Source organism: Rhodoplanes elegans (assembly GCF_016653355.1).
Taxonomy (GTDB): Bacteria; Pseudomonadota; Alphaproteobacteria; order Rhizobiales; family Xanthobacteraceae; genus Rhodoplanes; species Rhodoplanes elegans.
Genome location: NZ_NHSK01000295.1, coordinates 1 through 23,309, shown reverse-complemented (window position 1 = coordinate 23,309; position 23,309 = coordinate 1). Strand labels below are relative to the sequence as shown.

Here is a 23,309-nt window from a genome sequence, read left to right as displayed (position 1 = left end):
GCGCGGGGAGAGGTGAGACCGCCCGCGGCCCCCCCCCGACCACAGGTCTCATCCCCGAACCGAAGGATTCTCAATGTCGAAACTGATCATCACGGCGGCCGTCACCGGCTCGGTGCACACGCCGAGCATGTCGCCCTATCTGCCGGTCACGCCGGACGAGATCGCCAACGACGCCGTCACGGCGGCCAAGGCCGGCGCCGCGATCGTCCACGTCCATGCGCGCGACCCGCAGACCGGAAAACCCTCCGCCGAGCCGAAGCTCTACGAGGAGATCGTCAGGAAGATCAGCGCCCGCACCGACGCGCCGATCTGCATCACGACAGGCGGCTCGAAGGAGATGACGGTCGCCGACCGGGCGCGCTCGGTCGCGCTCCTGAAGCCCGAGCTCGCCTCGCTCAACACCGGCTCGATGAACTTTGCGTTCCATCCGCTTGCCGACAAGCTGAAGGAGCCGAAGCACGACTGGGAGGTGCCCTTCATCCGGGCGACCGACGACTGGATCTTCCCGAACACTTTTAAAACACTCGCCGAGTTCGCCACCTTCATGACCGCGGCCGGCACCAAGCCGGAGCTCGAGGTCTACGACGCCGGCATGCTGTCGAACGTGCAGTTCCTGCTGACCACCGGCGTGCTGAAAGCCCCGATCCATCTGCAGTTCGTGCTCGGCATTCTGGGTGGCATGCAGGCGAATGTTGCGAACCTCGTGTTCCTGCACGAGTCGGCCTGCCGGATGATCGGCGAGAAGAACTTCACCTGGTCGCTCTCGGCCGCCGGCCGCGCCCAGCTCCCGATGATGGCGACCGCCATGGGCATGGGCGGCAACGTCCGCGTCGGCCTGGAGGACAATCTCTATCTCGCCCCGAAGGTCCTGGCGAAGTCGAGCGCCGAGCAGGTCGAGCGGATCATGACGATCGCGGCGGCGCTCAGCATCCCGGTCGCGACGCCCACCGAGGCGCGCCAGATTCTGGGCCTCAAGGGCGCGGACGCCGTCGGCTGGGCCGCCATGCCGGCGGCCTGATCCACCGTCGGACTGTTTTGCTCCACCCTCACCATCTCCGCGCTGGAAGGCTTGCAGACTTGTTCGGTCGTCCCGGGGCGGCGCGCCAGCGCCGAGCCCGGGACCCATATCCCCTGTCTGTCGTGAGCCACCTGCACCGGGGTATGGATCCCGGGCTCGCGAACCTGGAGGTTCGCGCCCCGGGATGACGCTCAAACAACAGAGCCTCGCCGTGTGGGTCACGGCGAGGCTCTTTCTCTTTCAGCCGACGGGGCGTGGCCGCATCAGGCGACCGCGCGGGTCTCCGCGATGTCGATCACCGGGACGCCGACCCGCGAGAGCAGACGGTGCAGGGTCTCGATCTCGGCGCGGCTCGGCTTCGGCATCGGGGCCCGCATGAACGGGTTCGGGATCAGGCCGGCGATCCAGGTCGCGGTCTTGTAGCGGATATGCAGGCGGCCCATGTCGGCGACATAGTCGTGCAGCTCGGAGAGGCCGCCGTCCCAGATCGCGCGCGCCGCCACGACGTCGTTGCGGTCCCACGCCTCGAGGTGGTCCATCATCGGCTCGAGCGCGAAGTTCCAGAAGCCCGACAGCGTGCCGTCGAACATGCCGGTCGCCTTGTACTCGTGCCAGCGCGACGCCAGCGCGCCCATGATCGCGACGTGACGGTCGAGCGAGCGCAGGCCCTTCGCGATCAGCCGGAAGCCGTCGTACATGTAGGTCATCTTCCAGCCGACGATGTTCGGCACCTCGCGGCAGATGCGCAGCGTCGCGCCGAGCGGCAGGCCCGGATAGAAGGGCGGCTTGGCGCCGCCGACCGGATGCGTGACGATCGGCAGGTCGACGGCGCGATCCTGCGCGACGATGTGGTCGAGCCAGATTTCCGGATAGCCGTCGGCATCCCAGCACGAGGTGACGTCCTGCGCGCCGCCGGGCGGCGTGACGAAGATGCCGTCGACGCCGAGCGCCTTGCAGTCCTTGGCGGTCTCGACCGTCTCCTCGGTGGTGAGCGCCCAGGTGCCGGCGATCAGCGGCACCTTGCCGTTGTTCTCCTCCTGGGCGATCTCCAGCACGCGTCGCTTCTCGGCGCGGGTGAGATAGAAGATCTCGCCGGCCTCCGGGTTGATGCACAGGCCGCCGCCCATCCTGACGAAGCGCTCGTTGTCGAGGAAGTGGCGCAGGAAGCGGCGATAGGCCGCCTCGTCGATCTTCATGTGCCGGTCGTAAGGGAGCAGCGTCGCCACATAGAGGTGGTCGCCGACGGTCTTTTGGGTGGTCATGGGTCTGGTCCTGAGGGTGGTGTCGGATCGAGGTGAAAGCGCGGGCGCGGTCAGGGCGAGATCTCCTCCAGCACGCGGCCCTTGGTCTCGATGGCGAAGACCGCCGTGATCACGGCCGCCACCGCGGCGACGAGGCCGAAGGCGAGGAACACGGCCTCGAGCCCGATGCCGATCATGGCGCCCACGATGCTCGGCCCGATCATCGAGGCGAAGCGCAGCCATGCCGTGGCGGTGGAGACCGCGATGGCGCGGGCGCGGGTCGGATAGAGCTCCGGCGTGTAGAGGTAGACGCCGATCGACAGCACCGACGAGAAGAAGAACGCGGTGCTGACGAGGACGAGGACGCGGGTCGGCGTGCCGGCGCCGATCAGCCAGAGAGCGCACAGCGCCGTCGCGGCGCCGGCGAAGGCGAGCGCGAACCACGGCCGCCGGCCGAGCCGATCGATGCTGAGCGCGCAGGTGAGCGTCCCGCACAGGCCGACCACCTGGGTGATCAGGCCGTATTGCAGCGCGTCCTCGAGCGAGAGGTGGAACACGGTGCGGTAGATGGTCGGCAGCCAGACCGTCAACCCGTAGGTGATCAGGTAGGCCGAGAACCAGATCGTCCACACGACGAGCGTCCGGCGCAGATAGCGCGGGCCGAACAGGTCGCTCCAGGACGCCGGCTTGTCGTGCGACGACGCGACCGGCTGCGGTTGCGGCAGCGGGGCGCCGGTCGCCTTCTCGGTCGCGCGCTCGATGTAGGACAGCGCCCGCTCGGCCTCGTCGAAGCGGCCGCGGGTCGCCAGCCAGCGCGGCGACTCCGGCAGGATGCGCTGCATGAACACGACCAGGATCGCCGGGATCGCGCCGATCAGGAACATGTAGTGCCAGCCGAGATGCGGCACGATCCACCGCCCGAGCAGGCCCGACGCGACGAGGCCGACCGGGAAGATCACCTCGTACAGCAGGACGAAGCGGCCCCGCCCCTTCGCCTTGGCGATCTCGCTGATGTAGACGGCGGCGATCGGCACCTCGCCGCCGAGCCCGAGCCCCTGCAGCGTGCGGAACACCAGGAGCGACTCGTAGCTCCAGGCGAACGCGCAGGCGAGGCTCATGGTGGCGAACAGGATCACGGCCCAGATCATCGCCTTCACGCGACCGTGGCGCTGCGCCAGCCAGCCGAAGGCGAGCGCGCCGACGAGCTGGCCGAGATAGCCGACCGAGATCATCAGGCCGATCTGCGGCGACGAGAGCTTCCACAACGGCGCCAGCACCGGCAGCACGAAGGCGATCGCCAGCGCGTCGAAGGCGTCGAAGAAGGTCGCGGTTCCGATGACGACACGCGCCTTCACGTGCCAGGTCGAGATGGGCAGGCGTTCGATGCGGGCGACGACATCATCCAGTCGCGCGCGATCCCCCACGGGGGCGGGCGTCAGCATGGTCTACTCCTGAAGCGGTCTTGTTGGCCGGGACGGCGCAGCGTTCGGGGGTCAGACTCGAGGGTCGAGAGCGTTTCCAGAAGCGAGGCTAGCCGTGCTTTGTCAGGACGTGAATTCATGTAATGGTCATGGCGAAATGAATGCGATTCATTTGTGCGGTGCGTCATGAATCTCCGATCGGTCGACCTCAATCTGCTGGTCGCGTTCGACGTGCTGGTCGCCGAACGCAACGTGACACGAGCCGCCGAAAAGCTCGGCATGACGCAATCGGCGCTGAGCCATGCCTTGCGGCGCTTGAGGACCCTGCTCGGCGACCCGGTACTCACCCGCGGACCGCGCGGCATGGAGCCAACCGAGGTGGCGCTGGAGCTCGTCCAGCCGATCCGCGACGTCCTGTCCGACATCCATTCGGTGCTGACGGCCAGGGCCGCGTTCGATCCGGCGACCACGCGCCGCTCGTTCTCGCTGTCGATGAGCGATGCGATGAGTGTCGAGGTTCTGCCCACGATCGTGTGTCGTCTCAGGAAGCAGGCGCCCGGTGTCGATCTCGTCGTGAGCACGTCCGGCCCGCGCGCCACCTGCACGCGCATCGCCGAGGACGAGGTGGATCTCGCGGTCGGCGTGTTCCCGGAGGTGCCGGCGGAGATCCAGTCTCAGGAGCTGTACCGCGACACGCTGGTGTGTGTCGCCGATCGTCGGCATCCGCTGCTCCGGCGCGGCCGCATGGACGAGCAGTCCTATCTCGCCTGCCCGCACGTCACGGTCGCCCCGAATCTCGATTCCGGAATCCAGATCGACACGATCCTCGCCGCCATGGGCCTCGATCGCCGGGTGATGGCGACGGTCTCGCACTACATCGCGGTGCCGGCGCTGGTGCGCGGCACGGACCTGATCGCGCATTCACGTCGACGGCTGGTGGGACTGCTGCCCGGTTCGGCCGGCCTCGTCGCATTCCCGATCCCGGTGCCGGTGCGGGTCCCCGAGCTCAGCTTCGTCCAGCTCTGGCATCGGCGCCACGAGCGCGATCCCGGGCACCGGTGGCTCCGGGATCTGGTCGGAGACGCGATCAGGAGCCTTGAGCGAAAAGGCGGCAAGGCCCGTCGCACGGCGCTGTGACGCCGCCGCGCTTTCCCGGATCGCTCTTCGTCCGATCCGGACAGCACCAATCTGGGATTGCAGGAGCGAAGCCAAGCGTAGCGGCCCGGATCCGGGCTGGAAACCGAGGCCGTCCGGCGCGATATACACGGCCTGTGGACGCCTTCGAGGTGAGAGGTCCGGTCAGGACGTGATCAGCATCGCCCCCGACACGCCGGCCGCGGACGCGGCTCGCGCCGCCCCGCTCGCGCCGGTCGAATGGCGCATCGCCGATGCGCCGGTGGAGTACGCGCAGGCGCTCGCCGTGATGGACGCGCGCGCCGCTGCGATCGCGGCGGGCACGGCGCCGGAGCTCGTCTGGCTCCTGGAGCACCCGCCCCTCTACACGGCCGGCACCAGCACGCGGGCCGAGGATCTGCTCGACAGCCGCTTCCCGGTCCACACGGCCGGGCGCGGCGGCCAGCTCACCTATCACGGCCCCGGCCAGCGGGTGGCCTATGTGATGCTCGACCTGCGCCGGCGAAAGCCCGACGTGCGCTGGTTCGTGGCGTCGCTGGAGGCGTGGATCATCGGCACGCTGGCACGGCTCAACATCCGCGGCGAGACGCGCGACGGCCGGGTCGGCGTGTGGGTGGCGCGACCCGAGCGCGGCGAGGGCCGCGAGGACAAGATCGCCGCCATCGGGGTGCGGCTGAAGCGCTGGGTCAGCCTGCACGGCATCAGCCTCAACGTCGACCCGGACCTCTCGCATTTCTCCGGCATCGTGCCGTGCGGCATCGCCGACCCGCGTTACGGCGTCACCAGCCTGGTCGACCTCGGCCATCTGGTCGAGATGCCGGAGGTCGACACGCTGCTGAAGGCGGCGTTCGAGGCGGTGTTCGGCCCGGTGCGCCCCCTGTCCGGCCCGCCCCCCGAGATGTTTCAGCCGGCGCGCGACCACGGGGATTGAGGGCAACGGCCCCGACCTGTCCTGTCAGAAGGCTTTGCAACATTCGTCATCCCGGGGCGCGGACCTTAAGGTCCGCGGGCCCGGGATCCATAACCCCGGTGTTGGTGGCTCACGGAAGACAGGACGTATGGGTCCCGGGCTCGGCGCTTGCGCGCCGCCCCGGGACGACCACCTCGAACCTCACATCGTCGACAGCACGGAAAATCGTTCGCCGGGGCGGCGGTGCTCGAGCTCGCGGGCCGTCGCCTGGTCGATCGCGATGTCGTCGACGCGGGCCCGGAACGGGCCACGCCGGCACGCGGCGACGAAGGCCTCGACGTGCTCGGCCGGCCCGGCGACGACGATCTCGACGGCGCCGCCGACCCGGTTGCGCACCCAGCCCTGGAGGCCGAGGCGGGTCGCCTCATGCTCGCTCCAGCCACGATAGCCGACGCCCTGGACGCGGCCGCGCACCAGGAGGTGCAGGACAACGGTGCCGGGCTCGTTCACGCGATCTCTCCGATCTCGCGCCCCCGGGCGCCCGAAAAGCCGGCCGGCGCCATGCGGGCCAGCGTCGCCACATAGGCGGCCGACAGCCCGACCTCGCGGGCGGCGCCGACCACCAGGGCCATGTAGCCGGGCCGCGGCTTTCCGGCACGGCGCGAGCGCGCGACATAGACGAGCGCCGGAACCCGCCGGCCGCCGAGCCGCACCGGCAGCGTCACGGCCCGATAGAGGCCGATGTCGGTGCGCTCGTAGGCATTGAGGGCGGCGCGGTCGCGTGGTCCGAGGCGCCAGAGCACCCCTTCGACCCGGCCGCCGGCGGCCGGCACCACGGTGGCGTAGCCGTCGTCGTTGACGATCACGGCATGGCCGTCGAGCACGCCGACGCCGATCTCGCGGGCGGTCGGGCAGCGCCGGCGCATCAGCGCGCGGCTCATGTTGGATCCGTAGGCGAAGCAGAGCGTCATCGTAGCGGAACGGTGGCAGCGGAACGGCGATCACGTCGCGCGGCCGGTCGAGGCCGGCCGCAGGCCCCGCCCTTCTATCATGGCCCGCCTCGCCGCGGCACGGGCCGTCACAGCATGCGCTGGAAGTCGGCCTTGGAGATCGCCTTGCACGACTTGACGAAGCGCACCACCCGGTTGGCCGTGTCGGCGGTGAGCGCGAGGTAGCGCTCGAACGCCTTCTTGGTCTCCGCCTCGCCGGACACGTTGCCGACCGTCGCCAGCACCCGCTTGGCGTCGGGCCAGCCGAGCCCGATCGACTTGCACAGGATCAGCAGCCCGTCGGTCGCGCCCTGGCGCATCAAATTCTTCACCGTGGGCACCGGCAGCTTGCTCAGCGCCGCCAGCGCCTCGATGGTCTCGGTGCGCTTGCCGGCGCGCGCCAGCTCGCCGACCTTCGACTTCAGCCGGTCGGCGTCGAGATGCAGGACGGTGCCGGGCGAGTAGCTGTCCTTGTCGACCTGGGCGCGCTCGCGCGCCACCTCGGTCGCGATGTCGGCGAGCGTCTTGGTGATGCGCACCCGCATGTCGGAATCGGCGTTCTTGAGGAGCCGGTTCTTGACCACCTCGGTGGCCTTGCGGAGCAGATGCTGGAAGACGTCCGGCGGAATGTCGGAGCGGGCGACGAACTGCTCGGCGAGGCGCCCGTCCGACTGCGCCTTTTCGGCGACCTTCATGAAGCTCGGCCGCGAGAAGCGGGCGCCGTGATTGCCCGTGACCTTGAGCGTGACCTCGTCGTCGCCGCGGTCGACCAGCACCTCGGTGACCCGCTCGGTCAGCACTTCGCGGCCCGCGATGGCGGCGAGATGGGCCTGGCTCTTGGTCTTGGCGAGCTCGATCAGGAAGTCGTCGGAAAGGATCTTCGAGCGCTCGATCAGCGGCCCGGAGATCTCGATGTCGTCGTGCTCGGCGAGCGAATGGACGGTGCGGATCGGCGCGTTGGCGGCGGGCGCGAGCTGCTTCGACAAGCGGATCAGCGCGCTGCGCTCGATCTTGTCGATCAGATGCAGCATCACGTCGTCGAACACGGCGACATGGTCTTCCGTGTAGGCCTCGACGTTGAGCAGGAACAGATCACTGACGCGGCGTAGAATGTCGGCGCGCTGCACGCTGGAGCCCGCGCTCAGCGTCCGCTCCAGCTCGTCGATCAGAGAGGGGACGCTCATCATGCCCGTACACGACCCGTAAAATTCCACCCGCGACCAGTAGAGTCCCGACCTCTGAAAGCAGAGTTAATGACCCCGGTCCCGAATACGACGATTTCGAACCGCGGAGCGCCGGGGTTAATGTTTCGGCGCTGCCTGCGGGATATTTTCATATATGAGCACGTAGAATTACCACGTCACGTCTAGCCCGAGATCATCCTGAACGAAGGATGAGCGCGACCGGTAAAACTCCAGGCAGCGTTCGTGACGCCGTCGGCGGGCTCAGGAGTCGACCGGCGTTCCGCCGTTCGGATGCAGCACCTGGCCGGTCATGTAGGCGGCCTCCCGGCTCGCCAGGAAGACGTGGCAGCTCGCCACCTCGTTGGGCTGGCCGACGCGGCCGAGCGGGACCGAGGCGCCGTGCTGTTCGACCCGCTCCGGCTCGAACGTCGCCGGGATCAGCGGCGTCCAGATCGGCCCCGGCGCCACCGCGTTGACGCGGATCCTCTTCTCGGCCAGCGCTTGCGCCAGCGAGCGCGTGAACGAGACGATCGCGCCCTTCGTCGAGGCGTAGTCGATCAGCGTCTTGTTGCCCTTGTAGGCCGTCACCGAGGTCGTGTTGACGATCGAGGCGCCCTCGCCGAGGTGCTTCAGCGCCTCCTTGGTGACGAAGAACATGCCGAGGATGTTGGTGCGGAAGGTGCGCTCGACCTGGGCGGGGTCGATCTGCGTGAAGTCCTCGGTGACGTGCTGCTCGGCCGCGTTGTTGACCAGGATGTCGAGGCGGCCGTAGGTCTTCACGGTCTCGGCGACGATCTCGGCGCAGAACCGCGGATCGCCGATGTCGCCGGCGAGCGTGATGCAGCGCCGGCCCTCGGCCTCGACGGCGCGCTTGGTCTCGGCGGCGTCGTCGTGCTCGTCGAGATAGGCGATCGCGATGTCGGCGCCCTCGTTCGCCATGCCGACCGCGACGGCCCGCCCGATGCCACTGTCACCGCCGGTGATCAGCGCCACCTGGCCGGCGAGCTTGCCGACGCCGGGAAACAGCGGGGCATAGTCGGGCCGCGGCGTCATCTCGGCTTCGCGACCGGGCTGCTGATCCTGCTTCTGGGCGGGCTGCTGGTGCTGGGCCATGGCGATCTCCGGCGCTCGGGGTGCGGCCCGCGGGCCGGCTCACGGGGCGAACGCCGGCTGCCGCACGCCGGTTCCGGTGCGCGACGGAATGGTGCTCGCGGCGTGCCGCGTCGCCACAAGGAGGGCGACAGCGCCGACGATGCGGGGGTTCTCCGCTTGGTCGGGCGTGCGACGGCCGACGCGTATCAGGTCCGCCGAGGCCCTGCCCTCACCGCTTCGGGCCGGCGACGATGTGGTGGTCGTGCAGCCAGGCGATCTCGTGGTCCGGATAGCCGATCTCGGAGAGGATCTGGTCGGTGTGCTCGCCGAGCTGCGAGGCGCGGCGCGGCGGCTCGCGCTCGAGCTCCGAGAAGTTGAACGGCGTGCCGGGCACCAGATACTCTCCGATGCCGGGCTGCTCGAGCCGCGTGAACATCGGGTTCTGGGTCGAGCAGTCCGGATCCTCCTCGGTGACCTGGCGGAACGAGCGGAAGACCGACCAGGTGACGCCGTGCTCGTCGAGCGAGGCGGCGAAGTCCTCGACGCAGCGCTCGCGGAACCAGGGCGCCAGAATGTCGGTGATCTCCTTGCGGGCCTTGAAGCGATCGCCCTCGCGCGACAGCCGCAGGCCGAGCCGCACGCCGAGATCGTCGAACTCCTCGTGCAGACCCGTCGTGTGGCGCAGCCCGTCCCACTGGCGATTTGTCAGCGCGACGATCATCACGCGGCGGCCGTCGGCGGTCTCGAAGTCCTGACCGTAGGCGCCGTAGAGGGCGTTGCCGTAGCGCGGCCGGTCGAAGCCGTTGACCTGCACCTCGCCGATGATGCCGAGATGGCCGAGCGTCGCCAGCGCGACGTCCTTTAGCGCGAGGTCGACGAGCTGGCCCTTGCCGGTGAGCCGGCGGTGCCGTTCCGCCGCCATCAGGCCGAGCGCCGCCTTCTGGCCGGTGATCAGATCCCAGGCCGGCAGCACGTGGCAGACCGGGTCCTGCGAGCCCTCCGGCCCGGTGGCGGAGGGAAAGCCGACGCCCGGGTTCACGGTGTAGTCGACGGCCGGGCCGCCGTGGCGGTCGCCGGAAAGCGAGACCATGATCAGGTCCTCGCGGTGCTTGCGCAGGTTGTCGTAGTCCATCCAGCCGCGGACCCGCAGATTGGTCAGGAACATGCCGCGGTCCGGCCCCGGCTCGCAGATCAGCCGGGTGACGATCTCCTGGCCGCGCGGAGTCGCCATGTCAACGGCGAGCGAGCGCTTGCCCTTGTTGAGCCCGGCCCAGAACAGGCTCTGATTGTCCTTGGTCACCGGCCACCGGTGATAGTCGAGCCCGCCGCGGATGCGGTCGAACCGGATCACGTCGGCGCCGAGCTGCGCCAGCGTCATCCCGGCGAACGGCACCGCCACGAACGCCGACCCTTCGACGACGCGCATTCCCTCCAGCACCTTGACCATCACCGGTCTCCGTTTGAACGACGCGAACGCTCTGCCGTGCGGCTCACCCCCCTCCGGTCGCGCTTCGCGCGACACCCCCTCCCCCACAAGGGGGGAGGGAGCAGGCTGCGGCGGGAGGACGTTCAGACGGCAATCAACAACAGCATCAGTCACACGCCACAATCACGCTCGAATCCGTCGCAGGCGCAGCGCCCGCGCCTCCTGCGTTCCCTCCCCCCTTGTGGGGGAGGGACCAGGGAGGGGGGTGAGCCCCGGGCATCGCGGCCGCGCGCGCGTTCTCGCAGCGGCCACGGTTGCTCTGATCACCCCTCCGGCAGCAGCCCGGCGAGCTTCGCGCGGGATACGATCGTCTGCGACATGCGGATCGAGGCGACGTCGACCATGCGGCCGTCGAGGCTGATGGCGCCGTGGCCCTGACGGCTCGCCTCGTGCCAGGCGTCGAGCACCCGGATCGCCCAGGCGAGCTCCTTCTCGGGCGGCACGAAGGTCGCGTTGACGGTGTCGATCTGGCCCGGGTGGATGCACCACTTGCCGTCGAAGCCCATGGCGCGGGCGATCCTGCAGGCTTTGGCGAAGCCCTCCGGATCGCGGATGCCGGCGAACGGGCTGTCGATCGCGCGTTTGTCGAAGGCGCGCGCCGCCGTGACGATCGTGTGCATGATGTGGTGCCAGCGATGGCCCGGATAGAGCGCGTCGTGCTCGTCCGGCTCGCCGATCGAGGCCATCGGCATCCACACCGAGGCGGCATAGTCGCCGGCCCCGTAGATCAGCGCCTCGAGCCGCGGCGACGATGACGCGATGGCCCGGATGTCGACGGCGCCGAGCGCCGTCTCGATCAGCGCCTCGATGCCGATCGGGCGGGTCAGGCCCATCGCGGTCTCGATCTGCGTCAGCAGCGTCGCGACGAAATGAATGTCGGACGCGGCGCTCACCTTAGGCACCACGACGAGGTCGACCCGGTCGCCCGCCTCCTCGACGACCTCGATGAGATCCCGGTAGGCGAACGAGGTGTCGAGCCCGTTCATGCGGAACTGGCGCAGCTTGCGGCCGAAGTCGAGCTCCTTGAAGGCGCGCACCACGTTGCCGCGCGCCGCCTCCTTCTCGGCCGGCGCGACGGCGTCCTCGAGGTCGATGCAGACGGCGTCGGCCGTCGCGGCGGCGGCCTTCTGGATCATGCCCCAGTTGGAGGCCGGGACGATCAGGATGGAACGTTCGAGGCGGTCGGTCATGGGAGTTTGATGAGATCTGATCTGCGCGAAAGGGCGCGGCGCCGGGGATCCCTCTCCCCGCGCGGGGGGAGAGGGTGGCTCGCCTCGAAGAGGCGAGTCGGGTGAGGGGGCCTCTCGTGGACACGGAGACGCCCCCTCACCCGACATTCGCGCTGAAAGCGCGAATGTCGACCTCTTTGGCGCGGCAAGAGCCGCGCCCCCGCAAGCGGGGCGAGGTGAGAAGGCGGCACAGTCTCAGCGCGATTGATCATTCGCCGCCCACGCCACCGTCGCCTGCATGCCGACATGGCCGTCGCCGTTGACGGTGAACAGATCGACGCCGCCGTCGTCGCGGGCGACGCCCATCAGGGTGACGCGGTCGTGGCCGAAGACCGGGTGCACGGCGCGGAACGAGTAGCTCGACGGCACTCGGTCGGGCGCGTGGCGCTTGGCCGCCTCGAGCAGCAGAAGCGCCTGCAGCGGCCCGTGCAGGACGAGGCCCGGATACTTCTCGGTGTCCTTGGCGTAGGGCAGATCGTAGTGGATGCGATGTCCGTTGAAGGTCAGGGCCGAGAAGCGGAACAGCAGCACCGGATCGATCGCCGCCGGCTCGCTCCAGCTCGGGTTCTCGGGCGCCTTGGTCGGCGGCGGCGGCGTGAAGGTCTTGGGCATCGGCAGGTAGACGATGTCCTGCTCCTCCTCGACCGCGAGCCCGCGGCCGGACCGCACCGTGTGGCGGACCGTGACGAACACCATCCGGCCGGTCTTGCCGTCCTTCTCGGCGACCTTGGTGATCTCCGAGGTCTTGTGCAGCACGTCGCCGACGCGCAAGTGATCGCGGAACACGTAGCGGCCGCTCGCCCACATGCGGCGCTCGAGCGCGATCGGCGGCAGGAAGCCCCCGCGCTTGGGATGCCCGTCGGGGCCGATCTCGCGGCCCGGCGCCATCGGCAGGAAGTAGAGCCAGTGCCACAGCTCCGGCAGCGGCGTGCCGACCGCATAGTCGGTGCCGACCTGGTCGAGCGTCGCGGCGAGCGCGCGCGGCGGCGTCGGATAGGCCTGGTCGCTCGCCTCCTCGGTGCGCCCGACCCAGTCCTGCAGGTTCACCGCGTCGGCATTCACGTCGTTCATGCTGCTCGTCCCCAGATGCTGTTCCCGACGACGAGGGAAGGGCGTCCGGCGACACGCATGCAACGCCTCACGCACGCAGCGCCTTTCAGCCTCGGCCCGGATCGAGACCGGACCGCCCTCCTCCGGCGGAACGACCGGAGATCGTCCTGCCGTCCGACTGTGTCGACAGTAGGAGATCGACCCTAGGAGATCGACGCGGTCAGGACGTACCCGCTCGACCTGATACGCAGCCGGACACCCGTTGGATGTCTGCCGACACCCGCTCGACCGCAGATCATTCTGAGCGATCGGTAGCAGACCTGACAAGGTGGTCCGGCACCGTCCCGGCGCCCCGCGGCGCGAGGCCGCGGGCAGGCGTCGGCGCAGCGCGGATCAGGCGAACTCCAGGATGACGGCATCGACCGGCAGGCTGTCGCCCTTCTTGGCGTGCACCTTGGCGACCGTGCCGTCGCGCTCGGCGCGCAGCACGTTCTCCATCTTCATCGCCTCGATCACGGCGAGCGTCTCGCCGGCCTTGATGTCCTGCCCGGCCGTCACCTCGACCGAGATGACGAGGCCCGGCATCGGGCACAGCACCCGCTTGCCGGTGTCGGTCTTCGCCTTCTCGGGCATCAGGCGGATCGCGAAGGCCTCCCACGGCTTGTAGACGTAGACCTTCACCTCGATGCCGTGGTGGGTCATCAGGTGGCCGTTCGGGATGTCGCGCACCTGCACGGCGATCGGCTCGTCGTCGATGACGCCGAGCCACAGCGCATCACCCGGCTTCCAGGTCGATTCGGTGTAGCGCTTGCGGCCGCGCTTGCCGCCCTCGATGAAGTGGACGTCGATGCCGTTGCCCTCGCGCTCGACCTCGAGCTCCACCTCCTGGTCGCCGACCAGCACGATGCGGCGACGGTCGCCGGGCACGTGCGGGTGCTTCATCTGCCCCGAGATCTTGCGCTTGCGCTCGGTGGTCTGGAACTCCATCACGGCCGCCACCGCGGCGATGATCTTGGCGCGGTCGCCGGAGGCCGGCAGCGGATGGAAGCCGTCCGGCCACTCCTCGGCGATGAACCGGGTGGAGAGCCGCCCGGCGCGCCAGCGCTCGTGCTGCATCAGGGTCGAGAGGAACGGGATGTTGTGGCGGATGCCCTCGACATAGAAGCTGTCGAGCGCCCGCGCCTGCGCGTCGATGGCCGCGATGCGCGTGTCCGCGTGGGTGATCAGCTTGGCGATCAGCGGATCGTAGTAGAGCGAGATCTCGCCGCCCTCGTAGACGCCGGTGTCGACCCGCACCGTCACCGGGTCGAAAGCACTGCCGGTCCGCTCGACCGGGGCGCGGAAGCGCACCACGCGGCCGATCGACGGCAGGAAATTTCGCGAGGGATCTTCCGCATAGACGCGGCTTTCCACGGCCCAGCCGGAGATCTGGATGTCGCTCTGCTTCAGCTGCAGCGGCTCGCCGGCGGCGACCCGGATCATCTGCTCGACGAGATCGACGCCGGTGATCAGCTCGGTGACCGGATGCTCGACCTGGAGTCGGGTGTTCATCTCCAGGAAGTAGAAGCTCTTGTCCTGGCCGGCGACGAACTCGACCGTGCCGGCCGAATCGTAGCCCACCGCCTTGGCGAGCGCGACCGCCTGGGCCCCCATCTTCTCGCGCGTCTCGGCGTCGAGCAGCGGCGACGGCGCCTCCTCGACGACCTTCTGGTTGCGGCGCTGGATCGAGCATTCGCGCTCGCCGAGATGGATGACGTTGCCGTGCTTGTCGCCGAGCACCTGGATCTCGACATGGCGCGGATCGACGATGAACTTCTCGATGAAGACGCGGTCGTCGCCGAAGGCCGACTTCGCCTCCGACTTCGAGCGGTTGAAGCCCTCGGCCACCTCGGAGCGGTCGTAGGCGATGCGCATGCCCTTGCCGCCGCCGCCGGCGGAGGCCTTGATCATCACCGGATAGCCGATCTCCTCGGCGATCTTCACCGCGTGCGCGTCGTCCTCGATGACGCCGAGGAACCCCGGCACCGTCGACACGCCGGCCGACGCCGCCGCCTTCTTCGACTCGATCTTGTCGCCCATCGCCGCGATGGCGCGGACGTTCGGGCCGATGAACACGATGCCGGCCTCGGCGAGCGCCGCCGCGAAGGCCTCGCGCTCCGACAAGAAGCCGTAGCCGGGATGCACCGCCTCGGCGCCGGTCGCCTTGCAGGCGGCGACGATCTTCTCGATGACCAGATAGCTCTGCGCCGCCGGCGGCGGGCCGATATGGACCGCCGTGTCGGCCATCTCGACGTGGAGCGCGTCCTTGTCGGCATCGGAGAAGACCGCGACGGTCGCGATGCCCATCCGACGCGCCGTCTTGATGACCCGGCACGCGATCTCGCCGCGGTTGGCGATCAGGATCCGCTTGAACATGGTGTTACGCTATCCGCATCGGAAAAAAACGAGATGTAAAGAAGCCCCTCACGTTCCAGCCGCATCGCAAAAAAGTCAACGGCCTTACCACCGTCGGCGGGTGCGCCGATGGTCCTATGGACGCGGTGACGCATCCGGGAGAGCCGAATCCGCGTCTGCGGCCCCCGCCATGCGACAGGGCGGCCGCACGCGGGCCGAACGGAGCGCGAACGCGCCGGGACGCCACACCGGGGCGCCGCACCCACGCACGGCGCGGCCGGTGGCTCGGCCGGCCTCGCTCGTGCCGATCGGTGCGCCCGGCCGGTGCCGCCCGTCAGGTCTTGGGCGGCGTGAACAGCTTGGCGAACCCTTCGAACGGGCTGGTGAAGCCCTCGAACGGATTGCTGTTCCAGGCCGAGAACTTCTGGGTGAGCAGGCCGAGCTCGGTCGACTGCGCGGTCAGCGCCTCGAACTGCTTGCGGGCATGGCTGGTCGACAGCTCGACCAGCTCGGACGGCGTCTTCACGGCGGTGAGATCCTCGGCGAAATCGAGGGCCGAGTTGATGTTCGCCTTCATGAACGCGAACATCTTCTGGCGATACTCGTCGGCCGCCGTCGCCGCCGCGGCCACCTCCTGGGGCGCCGGCCCGCCGTCGCGCGACACCATCGACGCCACGTCCGCGGGCGTCTTCAGGGCGGCCAGATTGGCCGCGTAGTCGAGCGCGGCGTTCAGGTTGCCGCGCATGTAGTCGAACACCTTGGCCCGGTAATCCTCGGTCACCTGGGCGGCGGCGGAGACGTCGTAGCCCATCTTTTCCATTGCATCCTCGGTCTGAATGATCGCCTGGTCGACGGTCTTCTTGAAGTCCTCGATCGCCTGGTCGGCGAAATCCGGTCCGTGGTCGGTCTGGTCGTGCATGCCAAAAGTCCTTCGAGCAAGTCCTACGCGAAGCAACAAGCAAGAGATACGCGACAAACAATACGGGGGCACGTCAGGGGCCCGGCCTACGGTCGGGGCCGCCCACCGGACCGGCGGACCTGCCCGCGGGGATCCGGACCCCACAGTGTAACGTCTTTGTATCGACGGGAAAGGCGGAAAAGTTCCCGCCTCGGTAAGGCGGCTCCGGGCTCCTCGGGGCCGCCGGGACCCCTCCGCGCGGACGGGTCGGCCCGTTCCACGGTGCGTCAGGGCTCGTCCGGACGGTGGTGTCGACACTTCCCCTTCCGGCCCGGCGCCCCTATAAGACGGTCCGCCGGACGCGAGCCGGGCACCCCGAAACCGTGATCCGGGTGCGCTCCGACCCCGGTGGACGTTCATGAAGCCCACCGTCTACGTCATCAACGGTCCGAACCTGAACCTGCTCGGCAGCCGCGAGCCGGAGAGGTACGGCCGCGCGACGCTCGCCGACGTCGAGGCCCTGTGCCGGACGGCCGGCGAACGCCACGGGTTCGAGATCGTGTTCCACCAGTCCAACCACGAGGGCGAGCTCGTCTCCTGGATCCAGGAGGCCGGCCGCGCCGGCGCCACCGGGATCGTCCTCAACGCCGCCGCCTACACGCACACCTCGGTCGCCATCCTGGACGCGATCGCGGCGATCGCCGTCCCGGTGATCGAGGTGCATCTCACCAACATTCACGCCCGCGAGCCCTTCCGCCGGACGTCCTACGTGTCGCAGGTCGCCAAGGGGGTGATCTGCGGGCTCGGTCCGCAGGGCTACGGCCTCGCCATCGCGGGCCTCGCGGGACTCGCAGGTCAGGAGACAAGAACGTGACAGCCGCCGACAACGACACGCCGGAGCCGGCGACCGGCATCAGCGCCGTCAACGAGGAGATCGTGCGCACCCTGGCGCGCCTCCTCGGCGAGACCAATCTCACCGAGATCGAGATCGAGCACGGCGGCCTACGGGTCCGCGTCGCCCGCCAGGTCACCGCGGTCCACGCGGTCGCCGCGCCCGTCCAGGCGGCGGCGCCGGCCGCCAGCGCCGTCCCGGGCGTCTATGCGGTCGCCGACGGCCCGATGGATCCGTCCAAGCATCCGGGCGTCGTCACCTCGCCGATGGTCGGCACCGCCTACATGGCGCCCGAGCCCGAGGCCCGGCCCTTCGTCGACGTCGGCACCCAGGTGAAGGCCGGCGAGACCGTGCTGATCATCGAGGCGATGAAGACCATGAACCAGATCCCGGCGCCGCGCTCCGGGACGGTGACGCAGATCCTCGTCGAGGACGGCCAGCCGGTCGAGTTCGGCGAGCCCCTCATGATCATCGAATGACGCGGGCCCCGAGGACCGCGATGTTCGAGAAAATCCTGATCGCTAATCGCGGAGAGATCGCGCTCCGCATTCTTCGCGCGTGCAAGGACCTGGGCATCGCGACCGTCGCGGTGCATTCCACGGCCGACGCCGACGCCATGCATGTGCGGCTCGCCGACGAGAGCGTCTGCATCGGCCCGCCGCCCGCCAAGGACTCCTACCTCAACATCCCGGCGCTGCTCGCCGCCTGTGAGATCACGGGCGCCGACGCGGTGCATCCCGGCTACGGCTTCCTGTCGGAAAACGCCCGCTTCGCCGAGATCCTCGAGGAGCACGGGCTGCACTTTATCGGCCCGAAGCCCGCCCATATCCGCCTGATGGGCGACAAGATCGAGGCGAAGCGCACGGCCAGGCGTCTCGGCATCCCGTGCGTGCCGGGCTCCGACGGGGCCATCACGTCGGACGAGGAGGCCAAGGCCGTCGCGGCCGAGACCGGCTATCCGGTGCTGGTCAAGGCGGCGGCCGGCGGCGGCGGTCGCGGCATGAAGGTCGCGCGCTCGGAGGCCGATCTGCGCATCGCGCTCGCCACCGCGCGCGCCGAGTCCAAGGCCGCCTTCGGCGACGACTCGCTCTATATGGAGAAGTACCTCGAGCAGCCGCGCCACATCGAGTTCCAGGTGCTCGGCGACGGCGAGGGCAACGCCATCCATCTCGGCGAGCGCGACTGCTCGCTGCAGCGCCGCCACCAGAAGATCTGGGAGGAGAGCCCCTCCCCGGCGCTCAACGCCGAGGCCCGCGTGCGGATCGGCAACATCGTCGCCAAGGCGATGCAGGAGCTCCAGTATCTCGGCGTCGGGACGATCGAGTTCCTGTACGAGAACGGCGAGTTCTACTTCATCGAGATGAACACCCGCATCCAGGTCGAGCATCCGGTGACCGAGGCGATCACCGACATCGACCTGATCCTCGAGCAGATCCGCGTCGCCGCCGGCGCCGGCATGACGCTGCGCCAGGAGGACGTGACCTATCACGGCCACGCCATAGAGTGCCGCATCAACGCCGAGAACCCGATCTCCTTCCGGCCGTCGCCGGGCAAGATCCGTCACTACCATCCGCCCGGCGGCATGGGCGTGCGGGTCGATTCGGCGGCCTACCAGGGCTACGTGATCCCGCCCTATTACGATTCGCTGCTCGGCAAGCTGATCGTCCACGGCAAGACGCGGGCCGAGTGCCTGATGCGGCTGCGCCGCGCCATCGACGAGTTCGTGGTCGACGGCATCGAGACCACCCTGCCCCTGTTCCGCGCCCTCGTGCGCGACAAGGACATCCTCGACGGCAGCTACCACATCCACTGGCTCGAGCAGTTTTTGGCCAAGGGCGCCATCGAGGAGTGAGCCTCCGCGGCCCGTGAGACACCGGCCGTTACGCGCGTCCCCTGCACGACGGGCCGTCAGCGACTCCGCGCCGCCGCGATCAGGGCGACCGCGGCGTCGCCGGCCGTTTCCATCCAGGTCGGATCGCGGTGCAGGAGCACGACCGCGAAGGCGCCGTCGATCAGCAGCATGATCTGGCGGGCGAGCACGCCCGCGCTCGCGATGCCGTCCGCCGAAAGCACCTCGGCGAGCCAGGCCTCGACGCGCTTCTTGTGGGCGATGCCGGTCTTGATCGCCGGATGGCCCGGCAGATCGGCGTACTCGACCGAGGTGCGCAGGAAGCCGCAGCCGCGCCACTTGGGATGCCGGGCCGCCGCGGCGAGGCCCGCGAAGATCGCCCGGACCTTCGCGTCGATCGTCCCCTCGGCCTCGTCGAACCAGCGGCGGAACGCCGCGAGGTTCTGCGGGTCGCGCGTCTCCAGATAGGCGCCGACCAGATCGTCCTTGCTGCGGAAGTGATAATAGAGCGTCTTCTTGGTGACGCCGGCCCTCTCGGCGATCTCGTCGAGGCTGACGGCGCGGATCCCGGCGCCGTAGAACAGCCGCGTCGCGGCGGCGAGGATTTTCTGGCGGGTCGGCTCGGGAGCGCGTGGCATGTCCGCAAAGTATACTCACCAGTGAATATACACAACGCGGTCACCTCCCTACCCTCCTCGCAGTCCGACGCGAGGAGACACGCCATGCATGCCCCGACGCACTCCACATCCGGCCTCAGCCCCGATCCCGTCCTGCTCGCCGTCGACGGCGGCATCGCCACCCTGACCCTCAACCGGCCGGACAAGCTCAACGCGCTCGACTACGCGACCATCGACCGCCTGATGGCGCGTCTCGACGCGATCGAGGTCGACGATGCGATCCGGGTCGTGATCCTCACCGGCGCCGGCGAGCGCGCCTTCTCGGCCGGCGGCGACATCCGCGAGTTCTCCGGCAGCGTCGCGCGCGGGGCGAACGCCGCGGTGCGCGATTTCGTGCGCCGCGGCCAGGCCGTGACGGCACGCATCGAGGCGTTCCCGAAGCCCGTGATCGTCGCCGTCAACGGCCTCGCCTTCGGCGGCGGCTGCGAGATCACCGAGGCCGCGCCGCTCGCCCTCGCCAGTGACCGTGCGCTGTTCGCCAAGCCGGAGATCCTGCTCGGCATGCCGCCGACCTTCGGCGGGACGCAGCGGCTCGCGCGGCTCGCCGGACGCAAGAAGGCGCTGGCGCTGCTCCTGACCGGCACCCGCTTCACGGCCGATCAGGCGCTGGCGCTCGGGCTCGTCAATGCGGTCGTCCCGCACGACACGCTGATTCCGGCCGCCCGCGAGCTCGCCGGCCTGATCGCGCGGCAGTCGCCGCTCGCGGTCGCGGCGATACTCGCGGCCGTGACCCGCGGCCTCAACATGGGCATCGCGGAAGGGCTTCTCGCCGAGAGCGAGCAGTTCGCCCGGCTGGTGCCGAGCCACGATCTCGCCGAGGGCCTCGCCGCCTGGCGCGAGCGCCGTGAGCCGGTGTTCGCGGGCCGATGAGGCCGCGCCCGCGGTTGCGTCGGCACGGCCGCCCGGAAAAAGAAAAACCGGACCCGACGGGAGGTTCGTCGGGTCCGGTCAGTCGAGGCTTCAGATCGAGGCTTCAGTCAGAGGCTTCAGTCGGCGATAGAGCTCACTGCGGCGCCAGCGTCGCCAGCATGGCGCACACGTCCTTGGGGGCGTACGGCTTGGGAACGAAGGTCGAGCCCGGCACCGGGTCGGAGATTCCCTTCAGGGTGCCGGAGGCGTAGAGCACGGCGAGATCGGGGCGCAGCTCGCGCGCCATGCGGGCGAGCCGCGTCCCGTCGACCTCGCCCTCGATGTTGATGTCGGTGAACAGCACGTCGACCGGGGTGCCCTCTTCGAGCACCTGCAGCGCGTCGCCGGCGTTGGTCGCGACGTAGACTTCGAAGCCCTGCTCCACCATTGCGTCCTCGATCATCATCGAGATCAGGACCTCGTCCTCCACCAGGAGGATCCGCGGCGGTCGACTGCGAGAAGCACCGATACTCATGGCCATTCCCCGACTCCTGCGACTCGCCCGACCGGGACGATTTGATTCAATTTGTATTAAAAGCTTACGTTTTCAGAGGTTACCGAGGCGTTAACGCGTACCCGCGCTGGTCTTCACGAACCGGTGAGGCACGGTGTGCGGGTGTGGAATGACGGTCGTTTGCGGCGCGATCGTCGGCCGCTGAATTCAGCTTCACTCGCGCACCGCGATTGCGATGCGCCGTTGCGCCGCCGGGCAGGTGATTTGCTTCGGACCGCTTCGAAAGGCTAAAAGCCGACCGAGGTCCGCGATCGCGCCGGGCGTGGCCCGGCGGGCGACGCGGGCCGAGCACCTGGACGCGTCGCCCCGGCGACGGTGGCGGGGCCGACCGGGCGCCGACCTGCGGGCGGCACCACGCGAGATCAGAAAGCAGACAGACCGTTCATGGCTCGTCGCGACTCCGCATCGGTGGAGATCACCCCCGAGGTGCTGCTGAAGGCCTATGCCTGCGGCATCTTTCCGATGGCCGAGAGCGCCGAGGATCCGGCCCTCTACTGGATCGAGCCCGAGCAGCGCGGCGTCATCCCGCTGGAGGGCCTGCAGGTGACGTCGCGGCTCGCCCGCACGATCCGCTCGGAGCGCTTCACCGTGGTGGCCGACCGCGACTTCGACGCCGTGATCGACGGTTGCGCCGAGCCGGCGCCCGGGCGCACCCGCACCTGGATCAACACGCGGATCAGAAAGCTCTACGGGCGGCTGTTCGAGATCGGCCGCGCCCACACGGTCGAGGTCTACGACGGCGACGCGCTGGTCGGCGGGCTCTACGGGGTGAGTCTGGGCTGCGCCTTCTTCGGCGAGAGCATGTTCCACCGCGAGCGCGACGCCTCCAAGGTGGCGCTCGTGCATCTCGTGGCGCGGCTGCGCGCCGGCGGCTTCCGGCTGCTCGACACCCAGTTCGTCACCGACCATCTGCGCCGCTTCGGCGCCGTCGAGGTGTCGCGCCGCGCCTACCACAAGCTGCTCGCCGCCGCGCTGGTCGGTGAGGCGGACTTTTCCGCGCTGCCCGTCGACGTGCCGATCCCCGGCGCGCAGGTGATGGAGCTGGTCCGTGCCGCCCCCGGCACGACGGCGCCCCTGCCGGGCCCGGGCTCGCTCTAGCCGGCCTTGCGGACGATGACGCCGTACCAGCCGAGGCCCTTGTAGGTCTCGTAGCCGGGCGTCGCGTGGAACGCGACCAGCGCGCCGGACGGATCGTGAAAGCAACCGGAACGGCGGCCGTCGGTCTTCAGCGGCAGATGCTCGGTGAGGATCCCCGCGCCGTCCGAGGCGGCGATCACCCGCATGCGGCGATCGACCAGCAGCACGCGCAGCCGCGCGTCGTCGCCGACGCGGACGCCCGACACGATGGCGCGGGCCTGCGGCTCCCAGTCGAAATGGATGGCGAGGATGCCGAGGAGCTTGCCGTCGGCGCGGCCGCCCTCGCGCACCGTCGCGCAGTAGGTGGCGACCTGGGCGTCGCCGAGCTTCGGCTGGCGCTCGATGTCGCCGGCGACGTAGTCGTCGCCCGAGCGCAGCGCCCGTGCCTCGCGGAACCACGACTCGGTCGCGACATTCGTGCCCTGCACGGCGAAGCGGTCCGGCCGGCCGTTGGCAAGCACGGTTCCGTCGAGGTCGCACAGCCACAGGTCGAGATAGACCGTGTAGGCCGCGAGGATCACGCCGAGCCGCTCCGACGCATAGGCGCGCGCCGCGTCGCCCGGGTCGGCCGCGCAGGAGACGACGGCCGAGTCGGTCGCCCACCAGCGCACGTCGCAGGTGCGCTCGTAGAGGTTCCGGTCGATCAGCTCGACGGCGTTGAGCGACAGGTCGACCATGCGGTCGGCCATCGACTGCTCGGTCATCTGCGCGATCGACGACATCAGCGCGCCGGTGCGACGGGTGAGCTGGCTCTCGAGGTCGCCGGCGAGCGCGTCGATCTGCTGGCCGACCGCCCGCACCTCCTGGGCGACGACCGCAAAGCCGCGGCCGTGCTCGCCGGCCCGCGCGCTCTCGATCAGCGCATTGAGGGCGAGCATCTTCATCTGGTTGGTGATCTGCTGGATCGCCCGGGTCTTGTCGCAGGCGATGCGGTTGACCTCGGCGGTCAGCGACTCGGTCAGTCCGGAGATGTCCGTGGTGGTCTCGGAGGGGCCGCCGTCGCGCAGGACGGCCGCCGACTGGTTCGATGGGGGCATGTCGAACACCGTCGAAAACGGAACGGGAGTATTCGGGTTTCCAACCGGTATTACCGCAGGGTGACACTTACCGATGGATTAATAGACCGCACCGCTGTGCGCTAATATTTTAGGCAGTCGGCAGGACAGTCGTAGACGGCCAAGTATAGTCCACGGTCTAGGCGTCGCTCTACTGGATGCGTGGCGCGGCCGGGATCGCCTGCGCGGCGGGCGGCCGCGGCTGGCGCTGCTGGGCGGGCTGCTGGGGA

Annotated in this window: 22 protein-coding genes; 8 read left to right on the top strand and 14 right to left on the bottom strand. The window is 69.3% G+C overall.

The annotated features are described in order from the left end of the window. Positions 1-73 precede the first annotated feature (73 nt). A complete protein-coding gene (locus CCR97_RS29595) occupies positions 74-1,018 on the top strand; it encodes a beta-keto acid cleavage family enzyme (protein ID WP_111356930.1) in 945 nt (314 codons plus the stop codon). A gap of 263 nt (positions 1,019-1,281) precedes the next feature. Here CCR97_RS29595 and CCR97_RS29590 read toward each other — a convergent pair whose 3' ends face one another. Further along, positions 1,282-2,280 (bottom strand): dihydrodipicolinate synthase family protein, encoded by a 999-nt coding sequence (locus tag CCR97_RS29590; protein WP_111359727.1) that lies wholly within the window; start codon positions 2,278-2,280, stop codon positions 1,282-1,284. A 50-nt stretch (positions 2,281-2,330) separates the two neighbouring features. After that, entirely contained in the window at positions 2,331-3,701 is a 1,371-nt protein-coding gene (locus CCR97_RS29585; RefSeq protein ID WP_111359726.1) for an MFS transporter, read from the bottom strand. Positions 3,702-3,866: 165 nt separating this feature from the next. Here CCR97_RS29585 and CCR97_RS29580 point away from each other — a divergent pair, with 165 nt between their 5' ends. After that, positions 3,867-4,817 carry a LysR family transcriptional regulator gene (locus tag CCR97_RS29580; protein WP_111359725.1) on the top strand — a complete coding sequence of 317 codons (951 nt, stop codon included), beginning with the start codon at positions 3,867-3,869 and terminating at the stop codon, positions 4,815-4,817. Positions 4,818-4,989: 172 nt separating this feature from the next. Then, complete coding sequence (lipB, locus tag CCR97_RS29575; RefSeq protein WP_245429171.1) at positions 4,990-5,745, top strand: lipoyl(octanoyl) transferase LipB; 756 nt, start codon at positions 4,990-4,992, stop codon at positions 5,743-5,745. A 180-nt stretch (positions 5,746-5,925) separates the two neighbouring features. Here the strand turns inward: lipB and CCR97_RS29570 are convergent, their stop codons facing one another. The 9 genes from CCR97_RS29570 to CCR97_RS29530 form a co-directional block, all read right to left on the bottom strand. Then, entirely contained in the window at positions 5,926-6,234 is a 309-nt protein-coding gene (locus tag CCR97_RS29570; protein WP_201160168.1) for an acylphosphatase, read from the bottom strand. Then, entirely contained in the window at positions 6,231-6,695 is a 465-nt protein-coding gene (locus CCR97_RS29565) for a gamma-glutamylcyclotransferase family protein (RefSeq protein ID WP_111359400.1), read from the bottom strand. The genes CCR97_RS29570 and CCR97_RS29565 overlap by 4 nt, the downstream gene beginning before the upstream one ends. A 107-nt stretch (positions 6,696-6,802) precedes the next feature. Beyond that, positions 6,803-7,900 carry a DUF2336 domain-containing protein gene (locus CCR97_RS29560; RefSeq protein ID WP_111359401.1) on the bottom strand — a complete coding sequence of 366 codons (1,098 nt, stop codon included), beginning with the start codon at positions 7,898-7,900 and terminating at the stop codon, positions 6,803-6,805. 258 nt (positions 7,901-8,158) lie between these two features. Then, complete coding sequence (locus CCR97_RS29555) at positions 8,159-9,010, bottom strand: glucose 1-dehydrogenase (RefSeq protein WP_111359402.1); 852 nt, start codon at positions 9,008-9,010, stop codon at positions 8,159-8,161. A gap of 208 nt (positions 9,011-9,218) precedes the next feature. Then, positions 9,219-10,436 (bottom strand): CoA transferase, encoded by a 1,218-nt coding sequence (locus CCR97_RS29550; RefSeq protein ID WP_111359403.1) that lies wholly within the window; start codon positions 10,434-10,436, stop codon positions 9,219-9,221. A gap of 302 nt (positions 10,437-10,738) precedes the next feature. Continuing rightward, positions 10,739-11,665: an HpcH/HpaI aldolase/citrate lyase family protein gene (locus CCR97_RS29545; RefSeq protein ID WP_111359404.1), complete on the bottom strand. Its 927-nt coding sequence runs from the start codon at positions 11,663-11,665 to the stop codon at positions 10,739-10,741. 234 nt (positions 11,666-11,899) lie between these two features. Beyond that, positions 11,900-12,775 carry an HTD2 family dehydratase gene (locus CCR97_RS29540; protein WP_111357913.1) on the bottom strand — a complete coding sequence of 292 codons (876 nt, stop codon included), beginning with the start codon at positions 12,773-12,775 and terminating at the stop codon, positions 11,900-11,902. 372 nt (positions 12,776-13,147) lie between these two features. Beyond that, positions 13,148-15,169 (bottom strand): acetyl-CoA carboxylase biotin carboxylase subunit, encoded by a 2,022-nt coding sequence (locus CCR97_RS29535; RefSeq protein ID WP_111357912.1) that lies wholly within the window; start codon positions 15,167-15,169, stop codon positions 13,148-13,150. Positions 15,170-15,482: 313 nt separating this feature from the next. Next, a complete protein-coding gene (locus CCR97_RS29530) occupies positions 15,483-16,067 on the bottom strand; it encodes a phasin family protein (protein WP_170145890.1) in 585 nt (194 codons plus the stop codon). A gap of 397 nt (positions 16,068-16,464) precedes the next feature. On the opposite strand from CCR97_RS29530, the gene aroQ reads away from it, so the two are divergent. Genes aroQ through accC form a run of 3 tightly spaced genes read left to right on the top strand, consistent with a single transcriptional unit; the run spans position 16,465 to position 18,790 of the window. Beyond that, on the top strand, positions 16,465-16,920 hold the full coding sequence (gene aroQ / locus CCR97_RS29525) for a type II 3-dehydroquinate dehydratase (protein ID WP_111357910.1): 456 nt from the start codon (positions 16,465-16,467) through the stop codon (positions 16,918-16,920). Beyond that, on the top strand, positions 16,917-17,417 hold the full coding sequence (gene accB, locus CCR97_RS29520) for an acetyl-CoA carboxylase biotin carboxyl carrier protein (RefSeq protein WP_111357909.1): 501 nt from the start codon (positions 16,917-16,919) through the stop codon (positions 17,415-17,417). The genes aroQ and accB overlap by 4 nt, the downstream gene beginning before the upstream one ends. Positions 17,418-17,437: 20 nt before the next feature. Beyond that, a complete protein-coding gene (accC, locus tag CCR97_RS29515) occupies positions 17,438-18,790 on the top strand; it encodes an acetyl-CoA carboxylase biotin carboxylase subunit (RefSeq protein WP_111357908.1) in 1,353 nt (450 codons plus the stop codon). A gap of 56 nt (positions 18,791-18,846) precedes the next feature. On the opposite strand, the gene CCR97_RS29510 is transcribed toward accC, so the two are convergent. Then, complete coding sequence (locus CCR97_RS29510; protein ID WP_111357907.1) at positions 18,847-19,425, bottom strand: TetR/AcrR family transcriptional regulator; 579 nt, start codon at positions 19,423-19,425, stop codon at positions 18,847-18,849. An 84-nt stretch (positions 19,426-19,509) separates the two neighbouring features. On the opposite strand from CCR97_RS29510, the gene CCR97_RS29505 reads away from it, so the two are divergent. After that, the gene (locus tag CCR97_RS29505) at positions 19,510-20,334 is read left to right on the top strand and encodes a crotonase/enoyl-CoA hydratase family protein (protein ID WP_111357906.1); all 825 of its coding nucleotides are present in this window, start codon (positions 19,510-19,512) and stop codon (positions 20,332-20,334) included. Between the two features lie 133 nt (positions 20,335-20,467). Here the strand turns inward: CCR97_RS29505 and CCR97_RS29500 are convergent, their stop codons facing one another. After that, on the bottom strand, positions 20,468-20,854 hold the full coding sequence (locus CCR97_RS29500; protein WP_111357905.1) for a response regulator: 387 nt from the start codon (positions 20,852-20,854) through the stop codon (positions 20,468-20,470). A gap of 417 nt (positions 20,855-21,271) precedes the next feature. Here CCR97_RS29500 and aat point away from each other — a divergent pair, with 417 nt between their 5' ends. Further along, positions 21,272-21,985: a leucyl/phenylalanyl-tRNA--protein transferase gene (gene aat / locus CCR97_RS29495; protein ID WP_111357904.1), complete on the top strand. Its 714-nt coding sequence runs from the start codon at positions 21,272-21,274 to the stop codon at positions 21,983-21,985. Here aat and CCR97_RS29490 read toward each other — a convergent pair. Further along, positions 21,982-23,061 (bottom strand): methyl-accepting chemotaxis protein, encoded by a 1,080-nt coding sequence (locus CCR97_RS29490; protein WP_111357914.1) that lies wholly within the window; start codon positions 23,059-23,061, stop codon positions 21,982-21,984. The two genes, aat and CCR97_RS29490, sit on opposite strands and share 4 nt — an antisense overlap. Between the last annotated feature and the right edge of the window lie 248 nt (positions 23,062-23,309).

Bases quoted from the DNA above. Each gene is read 5' to 3' on its own strand.
- CCR97_RS29535 (WP_111357912.1), bottom strand. From the start codon at position 15,169: ATGTTCAAGCGGATCCTGATCGCCAACCGCGGCGAGATCGCGTGCCGG.
- CCR97_RS29550 (WP_111359403.1), bottom strand. From the start codon at position 10,436: ATGGTCAAGGTGCTGGAGGGAATGCGCGTCGTCGAAGGGTCGGCGTTC.
- CCR97_RS29580 (WP_111359725.1), top strand. From the start codon at position 3,867: ATGAATCTCCGATCGGTCGACCTCAATCTGCTGGTCGCGTTCGACGTG.
- CCR97_RS29565 (WP_111359400.1), bottom strand. From the start codon at position 6,695: ATGACGCTCTGCTTCGCCTACGGATCCAACATGAGCCGCGCGCTGATG.
- aroQ (WP_111357910.1), top strand. From the start codon at position 16,465: ATGAAGCCCACCGTCTACGTCATCAACGGTCCGAACCTGAACCTGCTC.
- CCR97_RS29545 (WP_111359404.1), bottom strand. From the start codon at position 11,665: ATGACCGACCGCCTCGAACGTTCCATCCTGATCGTCCCGGCCTCCAAC.
- CCR97_RS29530 (WP_170145890.1), bottom strand. From the start codon at position 16,067: ATGCACGACCAGACCGACCACGGACCGGATTTCGCCGACCAGGCGATC.
- CCR97_RS29540 (WP_111357913.1), bottom strand. From the start codon at position 12,775: ATGAACGACGTGAATGCCGACGCGGTGAACCTGCAGGACTGGGTCGGG.
- CCR97_RS29505 (WP_111357906.1), top strand. From the start codon at position 19,510: ATGCATGCCCCGACGCACTCCACATCCGGCCTCAGCCCCGATCCCGTC.
- accC (WP_111357908.1), top strand. From the start codon at position 17,438: ATGTTCGAGAAAATCCTGATCGCTAATCGCGGAGAGATCGCGCTCCGC.
- CCR97_RS29595 (WP_111356930.1), top strand. From the start codon at position 74: ATGTCGAAACTGATCATCACGGCGGCCGTCACCGGCTCGGTGCACACG.
- CCR97_RS29590 (WP_111359727.1), bottom strand. From the start codon at position 2,280: ATGACCACCCAAAAGACCGTCGGCGACCACCTCTATGTGGCGACGCTG.
- CCR97_RS29500 (WP_111357905.1), bottom strand. From the start codon at position 20,854: ATGGCCATGAGTATCGGTGCTTCTCGCAGTCGACCGCCGCGGATCCTC.
- CCR97_RS29560 (WP_111359401.1), bottom strand. From the start codon at position 7,900: ATGATGAGCGTCCCCTCTCTGATCGACGAGCTGGAGCGGACGCTGAGC.
- aat (WP_111357904.1), top strand. From the start codon at position 21,272: ATGGCTCGTCGCGACTCCGCATCGGTGGAGATCACCCCCGAGGTGCTG.
- CCR97_RS29555 (WP_111359402.1), bottom strand. From the start codon at position 9,010: ATGGCCCAGCACCAGCAGCCCGCCCAGAAGCAGGATCAGCAGCCCGGT.
- CCR97_RS29510 (WP_111357907.1), bottom strand. From the start codon at position 19,425: ATGCCACGCGCTCCCGAGCCGACCCGCCAGAAAATCCTCGCCGCCGCG.
- CCR97_RS29490 (WP_111357914.1), bottom strand. From the start codon at position 23,061: ATGCCCCCATCGAACCAGTCGGCGGCCGTCCTGCGCGACGGCGGCCCC.
- CCR97_RS29585 (WP_111359726.1), bottom strand. From the start codon at position 3,701: ATGCTGACGCCCGCCCCCGTGGGGGATCGCGCGCGACTGGATGATGTC.